The sequence below is a fragment of the Nostoc sp. PCC 7107 genome, from assembly GCF_000316625.1.
Taxonomy (GTDB): domain Bacteria; phylum Cyanobacteriota; class Cyanobacteriia; order Cyanobacteriales; family Nostocaceae; genus Nostoc_B.
The window spans coordinates 5,133,531-5,155,062 of record NC_019676.1 but is presented as its reverse complement, the minus strand read 5'-3'; the positions used below and the strand labels follow the sequence as shown (position 1 = coordinate 5,155,062).

The window sequence follows — 21,532 nt, the reverse complement described above, 5'->3', positions numbered from 1 at the left end:
AAACTGATGTTTCTGACAATTAATTATTTATGGTTCAATTTTTGCCAAAAGTCTGATGTGCAGTTTTGGATAGAAATTGCACTTGCTGTCCCTATTAGTAAGAAAGCTGAGGGGACAAAAGGCACCCATATACCGCAGATTAATAGACTAAGACACAGTAAATAAAGTATGCCAGAAGTAATTCCCAATGCTAATGCCAACAAGGGTAGCCGCCGCCATCGCCAAACTAACAATCCTCCCACCACAGACCAACCCCAAATCCACAATATTTCCCACCCAAACGGCCAAACTGTCAGCAAAGGTCGTTTATTCAAAACGGCACTAATAATCTGGCTGATCATTTGTGCTTGTACCATGACTCCTGGCATTTGCAATGCTAATCTGCTACCGAATGGTGTCGCCCAATAGTCAGGAAAATCACCTCTAGCTGTCACCCCAATCAAAATAATCCGGTCTTTGATGGCATTGGGGTTCATCGGACTAGATAAAATTTGGGTGAGTGTGACTGTTTCTGCAATCTTCTGAGAAGCGCGGTAGTTGAGTAAGGTTTGCCCACTATTGGCATCAATACCTTGATAACCGCCACTGCGAGATGATAGTCGAGGAAAAACAGTCTTACCTAACTGTAAATTCCCTTGGGGGGTAAATTTTGGTGTAATTCCCAAGGGTAAAAGATAGCGAAAGGCTAATTGTGTACTAAAAGCATAGTCAGCAGAACATAAAGATGCTGTTTCTGGGGTGAAGAACATCAGATGACGACGCACAACTCCATCAGTATCGTGAAGAAAGTCGCTGAATCCTTGCCGTTCTTTGGGAATTTCTGGTGGTGGTTCAATGCCTTTGGTCATGACTGTTGAATCACTACCTTTACACACACCTATCAAATTATCAGTTTTTTGCAGCCTTTTAGCCAAGTCTGGCAGTTCGGCAGAAAAATCACGATAAATATCTAAACCGATCGCTCGTGGTTTGTATTCTTGTAATTTTATCAGTAAGGCATTGAGTGATTTATCAGACAGAGAAGTTCCTTTCAAAACTTCACCGTTACGGCGTTGGTGAACTAAATCAGCATCGTCAATTGTCACAATTAATAGTCGCTGATCAGGGCCTTCGTCTGGACGCGATCGCATCATTTGATCAAATGCTTGGAGTTCTGCACCTTGGAGAACTCCCAAAAACCGCAGTCCCAAAATTACCCCAGTCATCACCAAACTCGAAAATAAACCTAATTTCCATTTCAATTTGGGATGTGTCGGTAAAATCTCAGCGACTGGGGTAAGGGGAGGCGTGAGTTCTTGCCAAGTCAGGGGTATCTGGGCCAGATTTTGACAAATTACTGGTAGCCATGTTGCACAGGGAAATTTATCTTCTAAGCCTTGTAAGCGTTCCCGTGCTTGACGGACTGCTTGATATAAAGTTTCTCCCTCAGCATAACTAGTTAAAAAATATTTTAAAAATTCTTGGGCTACCTGGTCGGGCACAGGTTCGCGCATAATTACCATTTGGGGAATCTGGAGATCGGCTAATTCTCGTGCGAGTCCCAAACCATCACAGGAGTTAAAAATTGCCAGATGCAAACCGCGTTCAATGGCTTGCTTGAGGGCATATCTTAACTCGCTCATACTGAGGCTATCAGTTTTGTTTAAATAAATCCGCCCAGTGATATCATTTTCCTGACTGGAACTGTGTCCAGCAAAAAATAAAATATCCCAATTTTCTCCCCAGAGATGATCGGTTAATGGTTGACGTTGTGGTTCTACTAAAAAGGTGATATCAGCATTCTGGCATTGTTGCAAAATGGCTAAATCAGCTTGAGTGTCAATTCCTTGACTATCACCAACAATGGCTAAAATTTTGACTTTTGATTTGTGGGTAAGGGGCTGAAGGATGTGTTCATAGGTATGTGAGGCGATCGCAATTTCTGCTTTGGGATAGCGATCGAGTAATTCCCACAGATGCCAGGGTAATCTCTGCAATTGACTATTATCTGTTTGTAAAATTACTCTTACTTCATCTGTTGGTAGTAGTTTCTCTAACCATTTTTCTCTTAAAGGGCGAAACTCTTCGGTGCGTAACCAAGTATTAAAACGTGCCTGTAAAACGTGTGCTAAATCTTGACAACTTTGGGTGATGGAAACATTTGTGACTTGAATTTTCTCCGCATCTAAGCGATGAGTATTACCGATTTGACGATAACTTGATTGCCAGCGGGTGTAGTAAAGCGGCATTTCTGGGCATGGTGGTAATCTACCAGTGATTTCTGTTGTTGGGCGATCGCTTTCTTCACCAATCTGAAGTGTAACAGCAAACCCTTGGTTGAAACTAGCATCTCCGAATTTCAAAACCACTAACTTAGCCATGACCGACAAAAAATTTTAGATTTGAGATTGTGAATCTTGGATGGACTTTATAGATCACACCAGAGTCAGACATCAAGGCTTTTGATTCTTGTCTTTTGCCTGTTTGGTGGGTGAAGTCGAACCACTACCTCCTACTTTTTCAAATCATAAAGTGTTCTTGAATACTCATATCATTTAAAGATATTGCCACACTAAATTTTTCTTGGATTTCACCCCGAAATTGCAATTGAATGTAATTATCTGCACTTCTGGCTTGGGCTTCCAAAAAGATTTCGCCTGACTCATCCAATACCGTGAGTTTGACTCCTTCTGGTAAATATACTTGATTCCTTGTTGGGTGCAATTGCAAACGAATACTAGTTTTCATCTCTGGTTCTGGGCTTATTTCCACAATTAGCATCAAGGGTTGATTAGCTATTTGGATACCCAAATCAATCAGTTTTGCCCGTTTGGTGGGTGCTGGGTGCTGATGAATTGATGATTCTTCCGTAGTTATACTACCACGAAAAGCATAATTAGGTCTAGATTCTAACAATTCTCGTAAGGATTCCACTGTTTGCCAGGCCGCATCCACTTGACCGACTAACCATTGACTTAAATTTACTAGGGTTTGGACTGGAGAGGTTTTCAACTGTGCAATACGGTCAATTAATTTTTCTAGAGGTTGTAGTTGATGCAGAGGTAGAAATTCATTATTTACACTCTGAATAAAACCTAATAAATTTGCTTCTTGCAGTGATTCATCTATTTGCACTACGACATAACCTATGCGGTCTTCCCAAGTTTCCGGGGGAATGGAACATACTTGTTCGGCCAATTTCATCGGGCGACACTCCAGACGACCAATTGAGGCTATTTCTAGGTCGGCTACGTTAGAACATAACTGCATTATCGGGTTCCAACTATCGCCAACACTGAGGTTGGTGGGAATTTCCATCATTTGTAAATAGTCATTTACCACCCATATAGCTAATGTATTCAATCGCACTTGTTCTGCTTTGGTGGGGTGAGGTTGTTGATTGGCGAATTGTTGGGCAATTCTAAAAGCTGCTTGAGTAATGGGCAATTTGATACCTAAATCATCTACTCTATGGGTGGTTTGAAGCATAATTTCTTACCTAGTGTTCAGGACGGTGTTGTAGTATCTATCGCCCACATTCAATAAATTTATGCCACAAAATCACAAAACAAAAGAAATTTCTGTACGTTTTTGTGCTTTCAGAGATTTGGACTATTGAAACGCAGAAGATACGCGGAGTTTTTATGAAACGGTTGCTTTTCATTACAGAAAGATTTACCCCAGATTTGGGGGGGTTGGCGCGGAGTGCGACACGGCTAGTAACTACACTTTGTCAGTTGGGTGTAGAAGTTGATGTGGTGACATGGAGTCGTTATCTACAACCAGGGGAAGTTTTACCACCGGAAACTGTAAATGCAAAGTCGCGTGTTTATCGTATCGGGCTATACCGTCACTGGAATATGACTATGCCCCATACTTTAAATGTACTGGAATGGTTGCATTCTTGTTATCAGTATGATGCAGTGTGGGGACATTATTTGTTTCCTAGCGGTTTTTTGGCTACTTGGTTCGCGGGAATGCAAGGAATAGCCAGCACTGTCAGCGCCCGTGGTAATGATATTGATAAGGAAATGTTTCCCCCCGGAGATTTTTCCCGCCTGCAATGGACACTACAACACACTCAAGTAATTACGGCGGTGAGTGCTGAGATGGCTGGCAAAATTAGGTTATTGAGTGGTAGAGATGATGTATTGGTAGTGAAAAACGCGGTAGACACAGAAATTTTTACCCCTGTAATAGGTGAAATTAGCCGGGAATCTTTAGGAATTGCGCCAGAGGAAGTAGTACTAGGGTTTTGTGGAGAATTACGGGAAAAGAAAGGACAGCAGTTCTTGTTGAATGCTTTGACAACAGTAAGAAATCAGCGTTCTGCTTGTTTATTGATTATCGGTGAAGTGCGGGTTAATCAGGAATCTGTGTTGCAATTTTATGCTACGCAGCAACCAGAAAATGCCCAACGGATTATTATTACGGGACATTTACCTGATACCCAAGCCGTTGCAGCACATTTAAATCTGTGTGGTGTGTATCTCCAGCCTTCACTGTGGGAAGGAATGCCAAATGCACTATTAGAAGCAATGGCTTGTGGTTGTTGCTGTATTGCTAGTGATGCGGGGGGTATTCCTGAAGTGATTATACATGGTGAGAGTGGTTTTATCCTGCCGCGATCGCAACTGCATAAGTTAGGTGAAGCTGTCTTAGAATGTTTGGCAATGCCCAGCACAATGAAATCTCAACTTACTCAAGCTGCACGCGATCGCATTCTCACAGAATATTCTATCGCTCAAGAACAGCAGCGACTTCAAACTGTGATTGAACTTTTGATGCCTAATTCTGTATAAGCTGCAATTAAAGCTTCACCTGCACGCTTCCAAGTGTAATGTTTTTCTATTCTATTTCTAGCATTTGCAGCTAGTTGAGTTGCTAATTCTGGTTCACTTTGCAACCGCAACACTGCATCTTTAATAGCTTTGGCTGAACTTGGTTTAACTAACAAAAAATGTACGCCATCTTCGCCTAGTTCTCTGACTACTGATAAATCACTAGCAATTACAGGTGTTCCTGTCGCCATCCCTTCTAAAATTTTTAGGGGACAGCAACCTTGAACTAAGTTGCGATCGTTGGGTGTTAAAGGTGCCAAAATTACATCAGCAGTGTGAATATATTTAACTAATTCTTGCTGTGATATTGGTTCTAATATCTTGAGTTTATCTCCAATTCCTAATTTGACAGCCAGTTGTTTGATAATTTTGATTTGGTCATTTCTGGCTTGTCCAATTATAGTTAAATTAGCTGGAATATCCCGATTGAGTAAAGCTAACGCTTCAATTGCTAAATTTACACCTTGCCACGGTGAAAGTGTACCAAAGTATATAAGTTGTAGGAAATTATTGTTAGATTTTCCTATGCTTTCATAGTAGGTAAATACATCTAAATCTACGCCATTAGGAATCACACGAATTTTATTAACTGGTACACCACGATTTTGTAAATATTGAGAAGTCACACTGCTAGGTGTGATAATTAAATCTGCGGCTGCTAAACAAATTTGCTCTTGAGTATATAACTTATGTAAAAGCTCTCGATCATCAACAACATTTGGATAACGATATTTTAACTCTATAGAAGGTAAACCATTAACTTCAAAAATTAACTGATTGCAATATTTTTGTTTGTGTTGGGCAATCATAAATCCTTCATAAATTGAACGAATATGTATTACTTCAAATTGCTTATTTTGTAACCATACACTTAACAAATGACGAAAATACAAAATTCGCTGAATCAAATTATCGCCGCAAGCTGATAACGTTGTTTGTATCACTTGCGGATAAATTTCTTGTTCATTTATACATTCTAATGTTGGAGAAACCGTTACTAACTGAATGCCATCAAAGGCTGCTGCCAATGCTCTAGAAAAAGCTGTAATATGAATTGCGGCTCCCTTTGGTGCTGGCACAGTATCAAAGGAGATATATGCTATTTTTGATTGATTCATAAATATATAGATAGCAGGTGGGCATTTTTAGTCCAACTCTCAACTAGCCTAGAATATAGTAATCAATACCCACCTGACAAACACTGAATACATCAGATATAATTGCTATATTTTGATGATTGATTATACTCACAGTAAATTCCAAATTGGATTTTATTAAAATATATTTCAAAATATTGAAATTATTTTATATTTTATGATTTTTAACAAAATTTAATTAAAGTTGGATGGGGTGATAATAATATGCCTGTTGATTTAAAACAATTCCGAAAAAAATTGACTTATACAGCGCAAGCCTCAGTTACTCAAATAATAGCTGACTTGCAAGAGATTGCAGAAATTGATCGTCTAGCAGAACTAAAACAAAAAGAATATGGCAAAAAGGCATTATATTATTTTTTAGGAATAGTTATTGCAATTGGGTTGATAATTATTGCCTCTATCACCGTGAATAATACCCAATTATTGGGAGGTCTGGCTCTTTTATTGATTGTAGCAATTTTTGGGTTGGCGATCGCTTTTATTATGGCATTGGTAACTAGGGCAAAATTTGGCAGAATTAATGTCATAAATTATCGCTATCAAGCAGCACAAAGAATTTTGCCAATGCTGTCTAGAGATATGGATGCAAAAACTGATGTTCAGTTAAATTTGTCTTTTCAACCAATTCATAAAAATGAATATAAAACAACTACAACACCACATCCTCATAAAGCTGGATGGAAGATAGATAATTACCAACATGAATGGATTAGGATTGAAGGATTATTTTTAGATAAAACTCGCTTTGAATTATCTGCAACGTCTCTATCTAAAAAACAGTACGGATGGAAGCGTGGAAGTAGTGGAAAAAATAAATACAAATCAAAAATTAAGTCTGTAGGATTAGATATTCACTTAACTCTTATCTATTCTCAGCGTCGCTATGGAGCGATAAAAATTCTGCAATCTGAAGTTGATGGTGCATTAAAATTACCAAAATTATCTAATCTACGAAACTTAAGATTAACAGATAAATCTATGCAGCTTGCTGTGAGAATTGCGCCTAATGTAGCTGATAATCAAGAAGAAATTTATCAAACAGTTACAGCAATGTTTTTAAGTCTTTATCAAGTATTAAATTTAGCTAAATCCTTGTCTAAGTAGGTAGATAAAATTTTTAAGTCTGCCATTGAAGAATTAACAGACCTTTACTAACAGGTCAATTTCGCTGAAACTGATGCAGAAAGTTAAAATAAACAAATGAAGAATACAGCTTTAAAAATTTCTATCTTAGTTTTATTGATGACTACTCTTTTAGGATGTAGCAGCACAAATAAAGCTAGTGTACCAAATCCAGTGGTTACTCCTTCTGCTGTTGCTGAAAATACAACTAATATAGCAACTCGCAGTGAGAAAATTAAGTTTAAAACGGAGGGAGGTACAGATTTATTTTCTCTCAAACAGCAAGCAGATGGAGCAAAATTAGTTGATGGTAAAGAACAAGAATTAATCAGGATCAAAGCTGATAAATCAGGTAAAGTTAAATTCAAAAATTCTGCTGAGAAAACTTTAGGTTATGTAGTGACAGAAAAAGGTTACTGGAAGTTGGAAAATGCAGCACAAAATCAAGATTTATATATTCTGAGAAAGCAAAATAACGATGCTTACAATTTAGAAGATACTGGTAAAAAGGTAGTTTATCAGATTAAGTCTGGTGATAATGAGTTGAAAATCTTAAAACCTAATAACCAGCTAGTTTATCAAGTAAAAGTTAAAGAAGGTAAAACTACTTTAAAAAATTCATCAGGAAAAACAGTTTTCTATACAAAATCAAGTATTGCACCTATTGCATTTGCTTGCTTTGGTTTTGATGTTCTCAACCGCGAACAGCAGGCAGCTTTGGCTTATGCTGTAAATTTAACAGGAGGACAATAGACTTTGAAAATACAGTTAACTTGGAGAGATCCAAATACAGGCAATCGCACAGAACAATTCTTAGAAACACCAGTAGCTATTGGCAGACAATTTTCTACAATGCCACAACAAAGTGTTTCCGTAATTGTCATTGCAGATGACTTAATAGCAGATTACCATGCTTTCATTGATTGGCAAAATCAAGAGTTAATAATTATTAATCAAAGTATAAATAACACTCTCAAAATTAATGGTGTGCAGTTAACTAATGGTATTTTGCAAAATGGCGATCGCATTCAAATTGGCAATTGTGAAATAGTCGTCAGCTGTGTCAGTCCCACCTGGGAATGCGATCGCATGATAGGCTTTTTATTTAAACGCCGTTGTGGACGCAATGACAACACAAACTGCCCTGACTGTAATGCGTTTTATGATGATGATTATGCTTATTATCCCGAATATGGTAGTTATCGTTATTGGGGTAGTAGTTATTATCATGACCGCGATAACTATTCCTACAACCCCGAAACAGGTAATGTAGACTTTACCGAAGCTGATGCCATAAGTTTAGAAAACGAAAGAGATAGTGATTTTGAAACTAATATGGGAGCAAGTTAAGCAGATACAGAACCATGAAGCAGAAAGTTAAGAATTGTTTAGAACATCCCCCATCACGATAACGGCTGGGATAATTTCATACTTCATACTTCACACTTTAAACTTGACTAACACTTGGTTAATTTATGCCCTTGGGGGTGGTTGGGGACATCTAAATCGTGCTTTGTCCTTGGGGAGAATTGCAGCCAAAGAAAGAAAAGTTAGAATTATTACTAACAGTCCCTACGCATTACAAATCAATAACGAAGGTTGCACAGTCCATTGGATTCCTGATAAAGCTGGTGTTTCCGCAACTTGTCAGCAAGTACGCGAAATTATCCTCAAAACTCGCTACGATCGCTTAATTATTGATACTTTTCCGAGAGGTTTGGGTGGTGAATTGGCAGATATCTTACCCCAGTTGCAACCCATACCCCGGATTTTAATTCATCGAGATATTAACCCAGAATATGTAACTGCCAAAAATTTGCAGTATTTTGTCGCCGAGCATTACGATACAGTCATTGTTCCCGGTGATGGAGAAGACTTACCTTTAGCTAACTTACCGAATGTACGGCACACAGCACCTTGGTTGATTCGTAACGCTGGGGAATTACCGGATAAAATTAGTGTGCGATCGCATATCCTGAAAGTTGACCCAGATATCAAAACCATTCTTGTTTGTGCAGCCGGGAAAGCATCAGAGTTGTCTTTGTTTACTCAACTCACCTTGCACTTACAGCAAAATTTCCCAGAGTGTGCAGTGAGAATTTTAGCGGCAAATTGTCCCGCAGATATTCCCGACGCTTTATGGATAAGTCATCATCCAGGAATGGAATGTCTAGCTGCTGCTGATGTTGTCGTTGGGGGTGGAGGATACAACACAGTTTACGAATGTGCTGCTTTAGGTGTACCGTTGGTAGCGTTTGCTTTTGAGCGCTTATACGATCGCCAAGCAAAACGCGCCAAAAAAGCTTACACCGTCAACAATATAGAAGAAGCGATAATTACCGTCAGAAAACTTCTAGATCACAATTTGTCTGTACCAAGTTATATTAACGGTGCAACAAACGCAGTGCATCTCATTTGAGTTATAAGTATAAATTCTCTAGGCATTCGCAAATAAATGGTGAAACACAATGCTAAATCCCAACCTTAGCAGACTACAATTATTGGCGAGTTTCAAATTCTGAATTCTTCTTTAAGAGTTTATACCGGAAATTTTAAGCATTACCTGTACTAAATCGTGAATCTAACTCGACTGATTCCCATTTTTGATAATTCCGTTACTAGCTGGGCTGTAGAGGCGCGACTACTCCGCTGGTTAACCTTGATTTGGCTATTTTTTGGGTTAATTGTGCTGTACTCCGCATCTTACCCAGTTGCCGACGCGCGTCACGGTGACGGATTATATTACTTCAAACGTCAGATTATCTGGGTGTTAGTTTCCCTAGTTATCTTTAACTTTATTGTGAATCTGCCGTTACGCAAAATTTTGCGGGTATCCCATTGGTTTTTAGGAGTATTTTTACTGTTAATTTTCGTTACCCTCGTTCCAGGGTTGGGTAAAAAAGCTTTTGATGCAGCACGTTGGATAGCCATCGGCCCCATTCCCATTCAACCTTCCGAATTAATTAAACCCTTTTTAGTGCTACAAAGCGCCAGACTCTTTGGACAATGGGAACAAATACCTTGGCGAGTTCGCTTGACTTGGATAGGGATTTTTTGTTTGGTACTCTTAGGAATTCTTGCCCAGCCTAACTTAAGTACAACTGCACTTTGCGGGATGACGATTTGGCTAATTGCTTTAGCTGCTGGATTACCTTATAAATACTTAGGTGGAACAGCGATCGGCGGAGTATTATTAGCTTTACTCAGTATTAGCATCAAAGAATATCAGCGCAAACGGGTGATGTCCTTTCTCAATCCTTGGGCAGATGCGACAGGCGACGGCTACCAATTAGTTCAAAGTTTATTAGCTGTCGGTTCTGGACAAACTTGGGGCGCTGGCTATGGCTTTTCTCAGCAAAAACAGTTTTTCTTACCCATTCAAGATACCGACTTTATTTTCGCCGTCTTCGCTGAAGAGTTTGGTTTTGTGGGCGGTGTCGCCCTCCTGCTGATGTTAGCAGTGTTTACCACTTTAGGATTAATTGTGGCACTGAAAGCTAAAAACCCAACTAATCGATTAGTGGCGATCGGTGTGACAATTGTCATGATTGGACAATCTTTATTACATATTGCTGTTGCTACAGGCGCTTTGCCAACGACAGGCTTACCTTTACCAATGTTTAGTTACGGTGGTAATTCCATGATTGCCAGTTTAGTTGCTGCTGCATTGCTAATTCGGGTAGCCAGGGAAAGTAACGAAGCGGAAGTAGTACCTTTACGCAGAAATCCGTCGCGGCGAAAGTTACATAACAGGTGAGGTGAACTGACCAAAATTCGCCATCATTATATTATTCATTCAATATCTCAGAGTGAGTGCGATCGCACTCACTTATTGACAATGCCCCAGTCAGTATCGCTTTCAGCAGACATCCAACGCAAGCGATCGCCATATAAAAATGTGGGTATCTTTGCTACATCAGGAAAGTTGATAGGAAGCTCAATCAATGCTTTTGGACATTTGAGATTAATCAAGCCTGTTGCTATATCTTGGTGTTTTGCTGATTGTCTTTGGGACGTTATTTTAGGTTAAAAAATTCCTATTAAGGGATAAAACGTGCTAAGTATATTTGTCTGGGCTAGGCAAAAGGATAACAGATTCCTTAGTTGCCACAATAGCCAATATGTATACTCCTAATTTTAGGCGAAGTAGACAGTCATAATTTCGCCTAATCGCTCACAAACTATGCTCAATATCAGTCAACTTGAATCTTCCCTGTGGGAAGCCGCAGACCAACTCCGCGCTAACTCAAAACTCAATGCCAATGAATACAGTATGCCCGTACTGGGGCTAATTTTTCTTCGCCATGCGACAAATCGCTTCAATGCTGTACAAGTGGAGATTGAAAAGGGTTTATCCTCGCGGGGTGGAAAAAAACGCCCAATTACCAAAGATGACTTTAAAGGCAAGTCAGCGATTTTCTTACCAGAAGAGGCTCAATACGATCGCATCTTGAATTTGGCAGAAAATGCAGATATTGGCAAGGCGATCAATGCAGCGATGAAAGCTATTGAAGATGAAACTCAGATGTTGCAGGGGGTGTTACCGAAGGAGTACACCAGTTTTGAGCAGGATTTACTGTATAACTTGGTGCGAATTTTTGACCGGGAGGAGTTACGGAAAGCCACGGGTGATGTGTTTGGGCGAATTTATGAGTATTTTCTGAATAAGTTTGCTATGAGTGGCGCACAGGAAGGAGGCGAATTTTTTACACCGCCTTCTTTGGTACGCACCATTGTAAATATGATTGAACCTGACCGGGGAAATGTCTTAGACCCTGCTTGCGGTAGTGCGGGTATGTTTGTGCAGACGGGACATTTTGTGGAAAATCGCGGTGAGGATGCAGCTGCAAAGATTACCTTTTACGGACAGGAAAAATCGGATACTAACACCCGTTTGGCGCGAATGAATTTAGCGGTTCACGGGTTAGAAGGGATAATTCGCCAGGGTAATACTTTTTATGATCGCTGGGAAGAGTTGCTGGGTCAATGTGATTTTGTCATGTCTAACCCACCGTTTAATGTCGATGGTGTGAGTCCAGAGAAGGTGAAGACTGACCCCCGGCTGTTTACTGAAAAAAAGATACCGGGAATTGCTGCTAAAACTAAAGCGGTAAGCAATGCAAATTACCTCTGGATACAGTATTTTTACAGTTATTTAAATGAGCGAGGTAGAGCCGGGTTTGTAATGGCGAGTTCGGCATCGGATGCGGGACATGGGGAAAAGGAGATTCGAGAGGAGTTAATCGCCACTCAAGCGGTGGATATGATTATCTCGATTGGGACGAACTTTTTTTACACAAAATCGCTACCTTGTACTTTGTGGTTTTTTGACAAGGGAAAACCAGCACAACGCCAAGACAAAGTATTGATGATTGATGCGCGGAATGTTTACCGAGTAGTGACGCGCAAAATCCGCGATTTTAGTGAAGAACAACTCCAGAATATCACGGCGATCGCTTGGTTGTATCGCGGTCAGCAGGAACGTTATTTAGGGTTGGTGGGGGAATATTTAAATAAGACGCACCAAGAAGCGACGACTATTGAAGGTGCGTTGATACAGCTAGAGTCACCGTTAGTTAAGTTGACGCAGATGTTGCAGACTTTTAGTGATACTCTTGGGGCTTCGCTTCCTTTATTGAAGGATTTACCGGAAGTTGAGGGATTAGTCGCTGAAGATATCGCTAATCAAAATATAGAGACTTTCCGCGCTACTTTGTCTGAGTTGGAAGCGGGGATTCTAGAATTTACTGCGGTAAGAGTTGGTTTAATTAGTGAGTTACAAGTGCATCTTGCATGGTTTGCAACTCAAGCTGAGTCACTTTCTAGTAATGAAGCGCAAAAAGAATGTGCAGCAAGGTTTGCAGAATTTATTCCCCAATTGAAAACTCTGCAAAAGCACATCAACGAAGTGCATAAAGTCGGTACTCGCGCTGTGGAACTGGCGGAGAAAAAATTAGAAGCGCGGAAACAGGATGTTTGGGATGGGAAGGAAGTTAAAAAACAACGTGATGCACTGGATATAGTGCGAGATGAAGCTATTTTTGCTATTAAGTCTACGCTGTATGTGAAAGCACAAGTTACTTGGTTACAATCTCGCTTTCCCGAAGCGGTGTTTGTGGATGTATCAGGGTTGTGTAAAGTGGTAACGCGGGATGAAATAACCCAGCAGGATAGTAGTTTAACACCTGGGCGTTATGTGGGTGTGACGGCTTTGGATGGGGAAGATAAGGAAGATTTTGAGGAGAGAATGCGGGAAATTCATTTAGAGTTGGCGAGTTTGAATGAGGAAGCGGTGGAGTTAGCGGCGAGTATTGCGGCGAATTTTGAGGAGTTAATGTTATGAGTAATGAGCTTCCACTGGGAGGAAGTAGGCTAGTTCCAGAAGGATGGACTCTCTACTCAATTGATGAAATTAAGGCTGATGAAAAATATTCTTGCGTAGCGGGGCCTTTTGGTTCTAGTATTAGCAGCAAGTATTTTACAGAGACTGGTGTACCTATTATTAGGGGAAATAACCTTAAAAATAACTTGACAAAGTTTGTAGCTCAAGATTTTGCTTTTGTATCAGAAGAGAGGGCAAAAAAGTATTTACCTCAACACGTAAAAGCTGGCGACCTTGTATTTACTTGTTGGGGAACTATTGGTCAAGTTGGTTTGATTCCACAAGATGGCCCTTACCCAGAATATATTATCTCTAATAAACAACTAAAGTTACGAGTCAACCCGGATTTAGCTAATAACTTGTTTGTTTTCTATTACCTTTCCTCAAAAGAAGGAGTTGAACATATACGCAGTAGAGCAATTGGTTCTGCTGTTCCTGGGATTAATTTAGGCATTCTTAAGTCAATAAAAATTGCTTTACCTTCCCTTTCAACACAACAAAGTATTACTGAAATCCTCTCAAGTTACGATCGCCTCATCGACAACAACAACCGCCGAATAGCACTGCTGGAAGAGTCCATCCACCTGCTTTACAAAGAATGGTTTGTGCGATCGCGCTTCCCTGGCTACGAGTCAGTGAAGCTAGTTGATGGCATTCCAGAGGGGTGGAGTTATCAACCTCTTGAAGAAGTTTGCGAACTGATAATGGGGCAAAGTCCACCATCTGAATTTTATAATACCTCTGAGCAAGGACTTCCTTTCCATCAAGGTGTTTCAAACTTTGGTAATCGCTTTGTTACTCATGAAATATATTGCACTCAACTAAATAGAATAGCGGAGGCTGGAGATATTCTTTGTAGTGTGCGTGCGCCGGTTGGTCGTTTAAATATTACTCTTGATAAAATCATCATTGGACGAGGTTTATCTGCTATACGAAATCGTTATGGATATCAATCATTCCAGTATTATCAGTTGAAAACTCACTTTTTCCAAGAAGATATTATTGGAAGTGGAGCCATTTTTGCGTCGGTAACAAAAAAGCAACTTTCAGAACAGTTAATGCTGGTTCCGTCTGGAGAAATAGTTAATAAATTTGAAAATATTTCTAAATGGATAGACAAACAGATTACAAATCTTTATCTTCAAACTCAAAGACTTAAGCAAGCCCGCGATTTACTGCTTCCTCGCCTGATGAACGGAAGCATCGCCGTGTAGAAAACAAATAGCGATCATATCCTACTTGACAAAATACTCTTATAATGAACCTTACTTTTAATCCAGAAAATTACGCACTTTTACTAGCTAAGTATCAATCAAAAGTAATTACAAATGACGCAGAAAACGAACAAGCAATAATTATAGCCCAAGAACTCGCACACCGAACAAACCGAACATCTGAAGAATCGGCTTTATATGACTTATTGATTGCTTTAATAGAAAAATATGAAAATGAAACATACCCAATGGGTGAGACAACCCCATTATCGATGCTTCTGCATTTAATCGAAGCTCGAAATTTCAAACCAACTGATTTAATTGGTGTAATTGGTTCGAGTATTGTTGTATCTGAAATTATCAACGGTAAGCAACAGATTAGTAAAGCACAAGCGAAAGCATTGGGTGAATTTTTCCAAATTGATGCTGAGTTGTTTATAGATTGATTACTTATAAACCTGTAACGGAGGAAATAGTCGAATGGATAAACTAAAAAAATATCAACAAATAATTCAGCAACTTCTGCAAGAATATGCTGCAATTTCTAATCAAGAACCAGAAATTGAAACCCAACTAATTTTCGACACAGAACATCACCACTATCAACTTGTAAATGTCGGCTGGAAAAATGACCGTCGTATTTATGGTTGTTTCATACATCTAGACATCAAAGATGGTAAAGTTTGGCTGCAACACAATGGAACCGAAAATGAAGTCGGAGAAGATTTAGCAAATTTAGGTATCCCCAAACAGGATATTGTCATCGGCTTTCATTCCCCATTTAAACGCCAATTTACAGATTATGCTGTAGGTTAAATATTAATGCTTAACTAATCAGGTAAAAATTCTTGATTCAAACATTCATTCACAGTTAAAAAAGACTCCACAGGGAAAGTATCAAGAGTTAATCCAGTTTCTAAAGCCGCTAACTGACGCGCATCCTGATAACATTCCATAAAGCTTTCAGCAAAGTATTTTTTTAAACTTGGGCTATCTTGCAAATTTTTATTTAGTCTGCGTCGATGTTCAAAGATAGTAGAAAGCCAACTATTAGTACGTTTTTCTGGCTGATATTTGTATTTTAATAGGTGCATTAATAAAATCACCAAATTGCTTTCTAAAGCTCTTCTTTCACTTCTCCCCATGCTTTCAATTTCTTCAACCAGATTTTCTAAATCAACCTCAGAAAATCTCCCTTCTTTTAATTGTTGAGCCGTTGTCTCTATCCACAGATAAAAATCTTGCTCGTAAAGATGAGAGTTTGTAACAATCGTTGGTTGAGGTGCTGTCATCTGATTTTTAAACCTCCAAAAATCCAACCAGTAAACTTAATTTAACCCCACTCTTGCTATGCTCATTACATATCTAAATAGATTCTTTTGGGCGTATCCCAAGTGAAACTTGAGACTTCGTAAATAGCAGGATAAGTATATAATAACAAAATTTCACCTTACCAAAAGCTTACCTTGACTTCTGCCTGCGGAAATCGCCCCACTGTTACCCGAATTTCTCACCAGAACAGTAGGTTGGGTTGACGTAAGGAAACCCAATACCAAGATATCGGTTAAGCTTTCAAGATCCATGCTTGGTTGCGCTACGCTTAACCTAACCTACATCTGTAAAATACCGATATCAGTTGAAATAATTCTTTAATCGTAGAGTTTGTATATTTAAACCAACCATTTTATAATATTTAAAAATTCAATATTAATTAGTTATACATTGTGAGTTTTGATAACGTATGTAAACTTTTAGCAGAAAAACATCCAGGAGATTTTATCAGATGGTTAATCGCTGAAGAATCTACAGATGTTAAAGTATTAAAAACCGAATTAAGTTTAGAGCCAATTCGTGCAGATTCCGTTACATTTTTACAAACGGCTAACAAGATACTGCATATTGAATTTCAGACTTTAACACAGTCTAATCCTGCGGTTTCTTTCCGAATGTTAGATTATTCTGTGAGATTAAAGCGTCAATACAAGTGTCCAGTTGTCCAGGTAGTAATATTTTTGCAAGAGACGGATGATGAAATTGCTTTTACTGAACAATATCTGGATGACACAACTATACATCGCTATCGTGTAGTGCGGATGTGGGAGCAGGATTCAGACTTATTCCTCAATAATTTAAATTTATTGCCTCTAGCTACTCTGAGTCGCACAGATTCTCCCCCAGCTTTATTATCTCAGGTTGCCGAAAAAGTGGCTAAAATTTTAGATAGAGAGACAAAACAGAATATTGCCGGGTATACGGAAATTTTAGCTGGTTTGCGGTTTGACAAAACTTTGATTCGTCAAATGTTAAGTGAGGATATTATGCAAGAGTCGGTTATTTATCAGGATATTTTACAGAAGGGACAAGAACAGGGAAAAAAACAAGAAGCTTTTTCTTTGTCTATGTCTCTGTTGGAAGAACGTTTTGGTGAGATTGATGATTCAATTTTTCAAAAAGTTCAAGCTTTGAAAATTGGACAATTAGAGGCTTTATGTCGCGCACTTTTCAGAATATCTGAGGTGAATAATTTAGTTGCTTGGTTGGATGAACAAGAAAGTATTTGAAGTTAAGTTTTTTTTCAACCTGTTAAATATCCCAACTATTGATATTCACAAGCCTTAAAAATCATGTTAGATGAAACTATTATTGAGCAACGCTTGGTAAATCTTGAACGTACAGTTACCGAACTCAAACGTCTGCTAATAGCATCTCCCACCCCTAGCAATTGGTTAGAAAAAGTGACTGGTTCTATTTCTGATGAACAAACTTTCCTGGAAGTTTTGGAATATGGAAAATCGTTACGTTACGCAGACAAACCCGCAGACGAAATGAGTGAATAAGTGTGAAGTACCTTTTTGATACCGACCACATTAGTTTTATACAACGCCGTTCCAGTCAAGAATACGCAAATATAGCTGCTAAAATTGCTAAACACTCACCCGGAGATTTTGCATTTTCTATTGTTAGCCTCCACGAGCAGGTACTTGGTGCAAATGCTTTTATAAATCGCACCCAAACATCGGCTGATACAATTCGGGGGTATGCCATATTACTAGAGATTTTGCAAGGCTTTTCCGTTGCTCCAGTTTTAGCATTTGACGCAGCATCCGCCACAATTTTTGACACACTAAGAGCAAAACGGGTTCGTATCGCTACAATGGATTTACGAATTGCATCAATAGCCCTTTCTCGGAATTTGGTATTATTGACTCGAAACAGTCGTGATTTTAGCCAAGTACCAGACTTGGTTATAGAAGATTGGACAGTATAAATAAATTTCCAATTGTCAGTTTTGGCTAAGTGATACTTGCTACTTACCCAAATAAAGCCATCAATATAATAGCTACCTGTATTACCTATCACCCCCATGAGTGCCGAATATTCCGAAGACCGCCTAGTGCAACAAACTACCGCTAATTTCTTTGAAGAAACCCTGAAATGGCACTCAGTTTACGCATACAAAAAAGAAACATTCGGCACTAATGGTACACTAGGACGCGAAGATAAACGAGAAGTTGTCCTCACACGCTATCTTCGCCAAGCATTAGAGAAATTTAATCCTGGTCATCCACAGCAAGTATACGACGATGCGACCCTTGCATTCACCACATCCAATATTTCAGAGCAATTAATCACCATCAACCAGAAAAAATACCAACTTATCCGTGAAGGTATCCTAGAGAAACCCTACAAAAACCCACACGGTGAAACTATCAATCCCCGCCTGAAAGTGATTGACTTTCAAAACCCCGAAAATAATCATTTCCTGGTTGTGCGGGAGTTGTCTATTAAAGGTTCTCTCTATTCCAAACGACCTGATATCATCGGCTTTGTTAATGGAATTCCTTTACTATTTATTGAACTTAAAGCCACCCACCGCAACGTCAGAGTGGCTTACGAAGACAACTACACCGATTACAAAGATACTATACCCGAAATTTTCCATCACAACGCCATAGTCATGTTGAGTAATGGAATAGAGGGGAAAGTAGGTAGCATCACCAGTCGTTACAGCCACTTCCAAGAATGGAAACGTCTAGAAGAAGAAGAAAAAGGCAAAGTTGACTACCAAACAATGTTAATGGGGATGTGCCGTAAAGACAATTTCCTCGACATCATCGAAAACTTCATCCTCTTTGATGACAGTAGCGGTAAAACTATCAAAATACTGACTCGTAATCACCAGTTTCTTGGTGTTAACCGCGCATTTACCGCCGTTCAACAACGGGAAGTCCGAGAAGGTAAACTTGGCGTTTTTTGGCATACTCAAGGTAGCGGGAAATCTTACTCAATGGCATTTCTGACTCGCAAAGCCCACCGCCAATTACCAGGTAATTTTACCTTTGTCATCGTCACAGACCGCCAAGAATTAGATAATCAAATCGTGCAAACCTTTGCTGGTGTTGGTGCTATCAAAGAAAATAACACCCAAGCCGCCAGTGGTGAACAATTAGCTGAATTACTCAAAGACAACCATCGCTACGTTTTCACGCTGATTCACAAATTCAACAAACCTGGTGAGATTTACTCCCACCGTCCCGATATTATCGTCATCTCCGACGAAGCGCACCGCACCCAATACGGTAAACTTGCGGAAAATATGCGTTCTAGTTTACCCAACGCATCTTTCATCGGCTTTACTGGTACGCCCTTAATGGAGTCGGAAGAAGACCAACTTACCCGTCGAGTTTTCGGCGGCTACGTTTCCACCTACGACTTCCAACGCGCTGTAGAAGATGGTGCAACAGTTCCCCTCTACTACGACAACCGAGGCGAAGAATTATATTATGACGACAAAGGCACTCAACGCCAGGTTGCAGCTGACAAAGAACTAAATCAACGCCTCGCCACCGCCATCAAACAATTTGACCTCGATGCAGAACAAGAAGAAGCCGTCCGTCGCCGCTTGGGGGGAGAATATCTCATCCTCACCGCCGAAAAACGTTTAGACCGAATCGCCCAAGACTTAGTAGCTCACTATACCCAACGTTGGCAAACCGGAAAAGCGATGCTTGTTTGTCTAGATAAAATTACGGCTGTGCGAATGCACGGACTTATCGATAAATACTGGAAACAAGCAATACAAGCACAGAAACAATTAGTCAAACAAGCTGGTGATGAACAAGAGGAAGTAGAACATCAGCAATATTTGCAATGGTTGGAGTCAACAGAATATTTAGTTGTGATTAGCGAAGCCCAAAATGAAGTTAAAACTTTCAAAGATTGGGATTTAGATATAGTTCCCCATCGCCAAATTATCAAAAGTCGCAATCTAGAAGAAGAATTTAAGAACGAAAAACACCCTTTCCGCCTTGCTATTGTCTGCGCTATGTGGTTAACAGGCTTTGATGTCCCCAGCCTTGCCACATTATATATAGATAAACCTTTACAAGGACATACTCTCATGCAAGCGATCGCTCGCGCAAATCGCGTCTACGAAGGGAAAAATAACGGCTTGTTAATTGATTACAACGGTATTTTAACAAGTCTGCGTGCCGCCCTTGCCAGATACTCCCGTGCAGAAGCAGAAAGCACAGACGAGAGTATAACACCTTACAACGACCTGAACCAATTACAAGAAGATTATGCGATCGCGCTTCAAAATTGTATTGACCACATCGCCAACCTGGGGTTTGACCTGCAAGAATTGCTTGAAACAGAAGGATTTGATAAAATTGCTGCCTTATTCAGTGCAGTTAATGCAGTTTGTACAAACGATGAATCTCGCGCCCGCTTTGAAGTATTAGCCAGGGAAGTCTTCAAAAAGAAACAGGCGCTAATTACTGAACCGAAATTAACAGCACCCTACCAAGGTAGACATAACACCATTGAGCAAATTTACAAATACTTACACGAACAACACAAAATATCTCTAGATATCAACGCTGTTCTCCGTTCCTTACAAGGTATCGTTAGCGAGTTCATCAACGTTGATAGTTCCCGTCTTCCAGGTGCAGAGTCAAACAAAACTTACAATATCAGCAAAATTGACTTTGAATTATTAAAAGCAGAATTTGCCAATTCCCCAACTAAAAATACCTCAGTCCAAACCCTCAAAGAAGCCGTCGAACGCCAACTCCAGCGAATGGTACAACGAAACCCATCTCGCATTGACTACTACACGCGCTATCAACAAGTTATCCAAAACTATAACCGCGAAACTGACCGAGTAGCCATTGAGCAAACTTTTGAGGAACTGCTGCAACTTGTCAAAGACCTCTCAGAAGAAGACACCCGCGCTGTCCGCGAAGGTTTAAGCGAAGAACACCTTGCCGTTTTTGACTTGCTTTGCTCATCTAAAGATAATTTGGATACCAGAATTAGAAACCGCGTCAAACAAGTTGCTCAGTCTTTAATTGAAGCCGTGAAATCACAATTACAGCAACTAGAAAACTGGCGAGATAAGGAATCTACAAGAGCCACAATTAAGAGTTTTATTTATAATTACTTGTATAGCGAAGACACAGGTTTACCTGTAGATGCCTACGATGATAGCGATGTAGATAACCTGAGTAATATAGTATTTCTCCATATTTATCAGCAGTATAAAAGTGCTAATAAGCATCCTTATGCAGCGTAATATTACTTGATATTACTCTTTAATTTTTCATCAATTAATCAAGAAACACTAGTGGGTCACGACGACAATTAAACGGTAACAATGACATTCATCTATCACCGATGACAAATAATGCGTCACTGTACAATTATTATCTCGGAAACTTCGGATTTATACCACTTTTTTGTGAGTGCGGATGAAAGGACTTGAACCTTCACTCCTCTCGGAACTAGAACCTAAATCTAGCGCGTCTGCCAATTCCGCCACATCCGCATTTA

The 21,532-nt window shown here is 39.6% G+C and carries 19 protein-coding genes and 1 tRNA gene; 15 read left to right on the top strand and 5 right to left on the bottom strand.

The features are described 5' to 3' along the window. Positions 1-23: 23 nt before the first annotated feature. Complete coding sequence (locus tag NOS7107_RS21985) at positions 24-2,360, bottom strand: CHASE2 domain-containing protein (protein ID WP_015115146.1); 2,337 nt, start codon at positions 2,358-2,360, stop codon at positions 24-26. 139 nt (positions 2,361-2,499) lie between these two features. Beyond that, positions 2,500-3,468: a DUF1822 family protein gene (locus tag NOS7107_RS21980; RefSeq protein WP_015115145.1), complete on the bottom strand. Its 969-nt coding sequence runs from the start codon at positions 3,466-3,468 to the stop codon at positions 2,500-2,502. 155 nt (positions 3,469-3,623) lie between these two features. On the opposite strand from NOS7107_RS21980, the gene NOS7107_RS21975 reads away from it, so the two are divergent. Beyond that, positions 3,624-4,781, top strand: a complete 1,158-nt coding sequence (locus NOS7107_RS21975; protein ID WP_015115144.1) for a glycosyltransferase family 4 protein — start codon at positions 3,624-3,626, stop codon at positions 4,779-4,781. Here the strand turns inward: NOS7107_RS21975 and NOS7107_RS21970 are convergent. After that, complete coding sequence (locus NOS7107_RS21970) at positions 4,742-5,938, bottom strand: glycosyltransferase family 4 protein (protein WP_015115143.1); 1,197 nt, start codon at positions 5,936-5,938, stop codon at positions 4,742-4,744. The genes NOS7107_RS21975 and NOS7107_RS21970 overlap by 40 nt on opposite strands. Before the next feature lie 243 nt (positions 5,939-6,181). Here NOS7107_RS21970 and NOS7107_RS21965 point away from each other — a divergent pair, with 243 nt between their 5' ends. The 10 genes from NOS7107_RS21965 (at position 6,182) to NOS7107_RS21925 (ending at position 15,514) form a co-directional block, all read left to right on the top strand. Beyond that, positions 6,182-7,084: a hypothetical protein gene (locus NOS7107_RS21965; RefSeq protein WP_015115142.1), complete on the top strand. Its 903-nt coding sequence runs from the start codon at positions 6,182-6,184 to the stop codon at positions 7,082-7,084. A gap of 96 nt (positions 7,085-7,180) precedes the next feature. Next, positions 7,181-7,855 carry a hypothetical protein gene (locus NOS7107_RS21960; RefSeq protein WP_015115141.1) on the top strand — a complete coding sequence of 225 codons (675 nt, stop codon included), beginning with the start codon at positions 7,181-7,183 and terminating at the stop codon, positions 7,853-7,855. A gap of 3 nt (positions 7,856-7,858) precedes the next feature. Next, a complete protein-coding gene (locus tag NOS7107_RS21955) occupies positions 7,859-8,452 on the top strand; it encodes an FHA domain-containing protein (protein ID WP_015115140.1) in 594 nt (197 codons plus the stop codon). A gap of 103 nt (positions 8,453-8,555) precedes the next feature. After that, on the top strand, positions 8,556-9,521 hold the full coding sequence (locus tag NOS7107_RS21950; protein ID WP_015115139.1) for a hypothetical protein: 966 nt from the start codon (positions 8,556-8,558) through the stop codon (positions 9,519-9,521). A 156-nt stretch (positions 9,522-9,677) separates the two neighbouring features. Continuing rightward, on the top strand, positions 9,678-10,859 hold the full coding sequence (locus NOS7107_RS21945) for an FtsW/RodA/SpoVE family cell cycle protein (RefSeq protein WP_015115138.1): 1,182 nt from the start codon (positions 9,678-9,680) through the stop codon (positions 10,857-10,859). An 81-nt stretch (positions 10,860-10,940) separates the two neighbouring features. Next, entirely contained in the window at positions 10,941-11,132 is a 192-nt protein-coding gene (locus NOS7107_RS28745) for a hypothetical protein (protein ID WP_157374101.1), read from the top strand. A 153-nt stretch (positions 11,133-11,285) separates the two neighbouring features. Continuing rightward, positions 11,286-13,445: a class I SAM-dependent DNA methyltransferase gene (locus tag NOS7107_RS21940; RefSeq protein WP_015115137.1), complete on the top strand. Its 2,160-nt coding sequence runs from the start codon at positions 11,286-11,288 to the stop codon at positions 13,443-13,445. Beyond that, positions 13,442-14,698 carry a restriction endonuclease subunit S gene (locus tag NOS7107_RS21935; protein ID WP_015115136.1) on the top strand — a complete coding sequence of 419 codons (1,257 nt, stop codon included), beginning with the start codon at positions 13,442-13,444 and terminating at the stop codon, positions 14,696-14,698. Before NOS7107_RS21940 ends, NOS7107_RS21935 begins: the two co-directional genes overlap by 4 nt. 44 nt (positions 14,699-14,742) lie before the next feature. Then, the gene (locus NOS7107_RS21930) at positions 14,743-15,144 is read left to right on the top strand and encodes a type II toxin-antitoxin system HigA family antitoxin (protein WP_015115135.1); all 402 of its coding nucleotides are present in this window, start codon (positions 14,743-14,745) and stop codon (positions 15,142-15,144) included. 34 nt (positions 15,145-15,178) lie between these two features. Beyond that, the gene (locus tag NOS7107_RS21925) at positions 15,179-15,514 is read left to right on the top strand and encodes a XisI protein (protein WP_015115134.1); all 336 of its coding nucleotides are present in this window, start codon (positions 15,179-15,181) and stop codon (positions 15,512-15,514) included. A gap of 14 nt (positions 15,515-15,528) precedes the next feature. Here the strand turns inward: NOS7107_RS21925 and NOS7107_RS21920 are convergent, their stop codons facing one another. Further along, positions 15,529-15,990, bottom strand: a complete 462-nt coding sequence (locus NOS7107_RS21920; RefSeq protein WP_015115133.1) for a DUF29 domain-containing protein — start codon at positions 15,988-15,990, stop codon at positions 15,529-15,531. A gap of 432 nt (positions 15,991-16,422) precedes the next feature. On the opposite strand from NOS7107_RS21920, the gene NOS7107_RS21915 reads away from it, so the two are divergent. The 4 genes from NOS7107_RS21915 to NOS7107_RS21900 all read left to right on the top strand — a co-directional run bounded on the left by NOS7107_RS21915 (position 16,423) and on the right by NOS7107_RS21900 (position 21,275). Continuing rightward, positions 16,423-17,259 carry a DUF4351 domain-containing protein gene (locus tag NOS7107_RS21915; protein WP_015115132.1) on the top strand — a complete coding sequence of 279 codons (837 nt, stop codon included), beginning with the start codon at positions 16,423-16,425 and terminating at the stop codon, positions 17,257-17,259. Between the two features lie 63 nt (positions 17,260-17,322). Continuing rightward, the gene (locus tag NOS7107_RS21910; protein WP_015115131.1) at positions 17,323-17,535 is read left to right on the top strand and encodes a hypothetical protein; all 213 of its coding nucleotides are present in this window, start codon (positions 17,323-17,325) and stop codon (positions 17,533-17,535) included. A gap of 2 nt (positions 17,536-17,537) precedes the next feature. Beyond that, complete coding sequence (locus NOS7107_RS21905; protein WP_015115130.1) at positions 17,538-17,966, top strand: type II toxin-antitoxin system VapC family toxin; 429 nt, start codon at positions 17,538-17,540, stop codon at positions 17,964-17,966. 96 nt (positions 17,967-18,062) lie between these two features. Continuing rightward, positions 18,063-21,275 (top strand): type I restriction endonuclease subunit R, encoded by a 3,213-nt coding sequence (locus NOS7107_RS21900; RefSeq protein ID WP_015115129.1) that lies wholly within the window; start codon positions 18,063-18,065, stop codon positions 21,273-21,275. Positions 21,276-21,445: 170 nt separating this feature from the next. Here the strand turns inward: NOS7107_RS21900 and NOS7107_RS21895 are convergent. Then, a tRNA-Leu gene (locus NOS7107_RS21895) sits at positions 21,446-21,527 on the bottom strand. Between the last annotated feature and the right edge of the window lie 5 nt (positions 21,528-21,532).

Bases quoted from the DNA above. Each gene is read 5' to 3' on its own strand.
- NOS7107_RS21935 (WP_015115136.1), top strand. From the start codon at position 13,442: ATGAGTAATGAGCTTCCACTGGGAGGAAGTAGGCTAGTTCCAGAAGGA.
- NOS7107_RS21975 (WP_015115144.1), top strand. From the start codon at position 3,624: ATGAAACGGTTGCTTTTCATTACAGAAAGATTTACCCCAGATTTGGGG.
- NOS7107_RS21900 (WP_015115129.1), top strand. From the start codon at position 18,063: ATGAGTGCCGAATATTCCGAAGACCGCCTAGTGCAACAAACTACCGCT.
- NOS7107_RS21930 (WP_015115135.1), top strand. From the start codon at position 14,743: ATGAACCTTACTTTTAATCCAGAAAATTACGCACTTTTACTAGCTAAG.
- NOS7107_RS21910 (WP_015115131.1), top strand. From the start codon at position 17,323: ATGTTAGATGAAACTATTATTGAGCAACGCTTGGTAAATCTTGAACGT.
- NOS7107_RS21965 (WP_015115142.1), top strand. From the start codon at position 6,182: ATGCCTGTTGATTTAAAACAATTCCGAAAAAAATTGACTTATACAGCG.
- NOS7107_RS21960 (WP_015115141.1), top strand. From the start codon at position 7,181: ATGAAGAATACAGCTTTAAAAATTTCTATCTTAGTTTTATTGATGACT.
- NOS7107_RS21940 (WP_015115137.1), top strand. From the start codon at position 11,286: ATGCTCAATATCAGTCAACTTGAATCTTCCCTGTGGGAAGCCGCAGAC.
- NOS7107_RS28745 (WP_157374101.1), top strand. From the start codon at position 10,941: ATGCCCCAGTCAGTATCGCTTTCAGCAGACATCCAACGCAAGCGATCG.
- NOS7107_RS21920 (WP_015115133.1), bottom strand. From the start codon at position 15,990: ATGACAGCACCTCAACCAACGATTGTTACAAACTCTCATCTTTACGAG.
- NOS7107_RS21925 (WP_015115134.1), top strand. From the start codon at position 15,179: ATGGATAAACTAAAAAAATATCAACAAATAATTCAGCAACTTCTGCAA.
- NOS7107_RS21970 (WP_015115143.1), bottom strand. From the start codon at position 5,938: ATGAATCAATCAAAAATAGCATATATCTCCTTTGATACTGTGCCAGCA.
- NOS7107_RS21980 (WP_015115145.1), bottom strand. From the start codon at position 3,468: ATGCTTCAAACCACCCATAGAGTAGATGATTTAGGTATCAAATTGCCC.
- NOS7107_RS21985 (WP_015115146.1), bottom strand. From the start codon at position 2,360: ATGGCTAAGTTAGTGGTTTTGAAATTCGGAGATGCTAGTTTCAACCAA.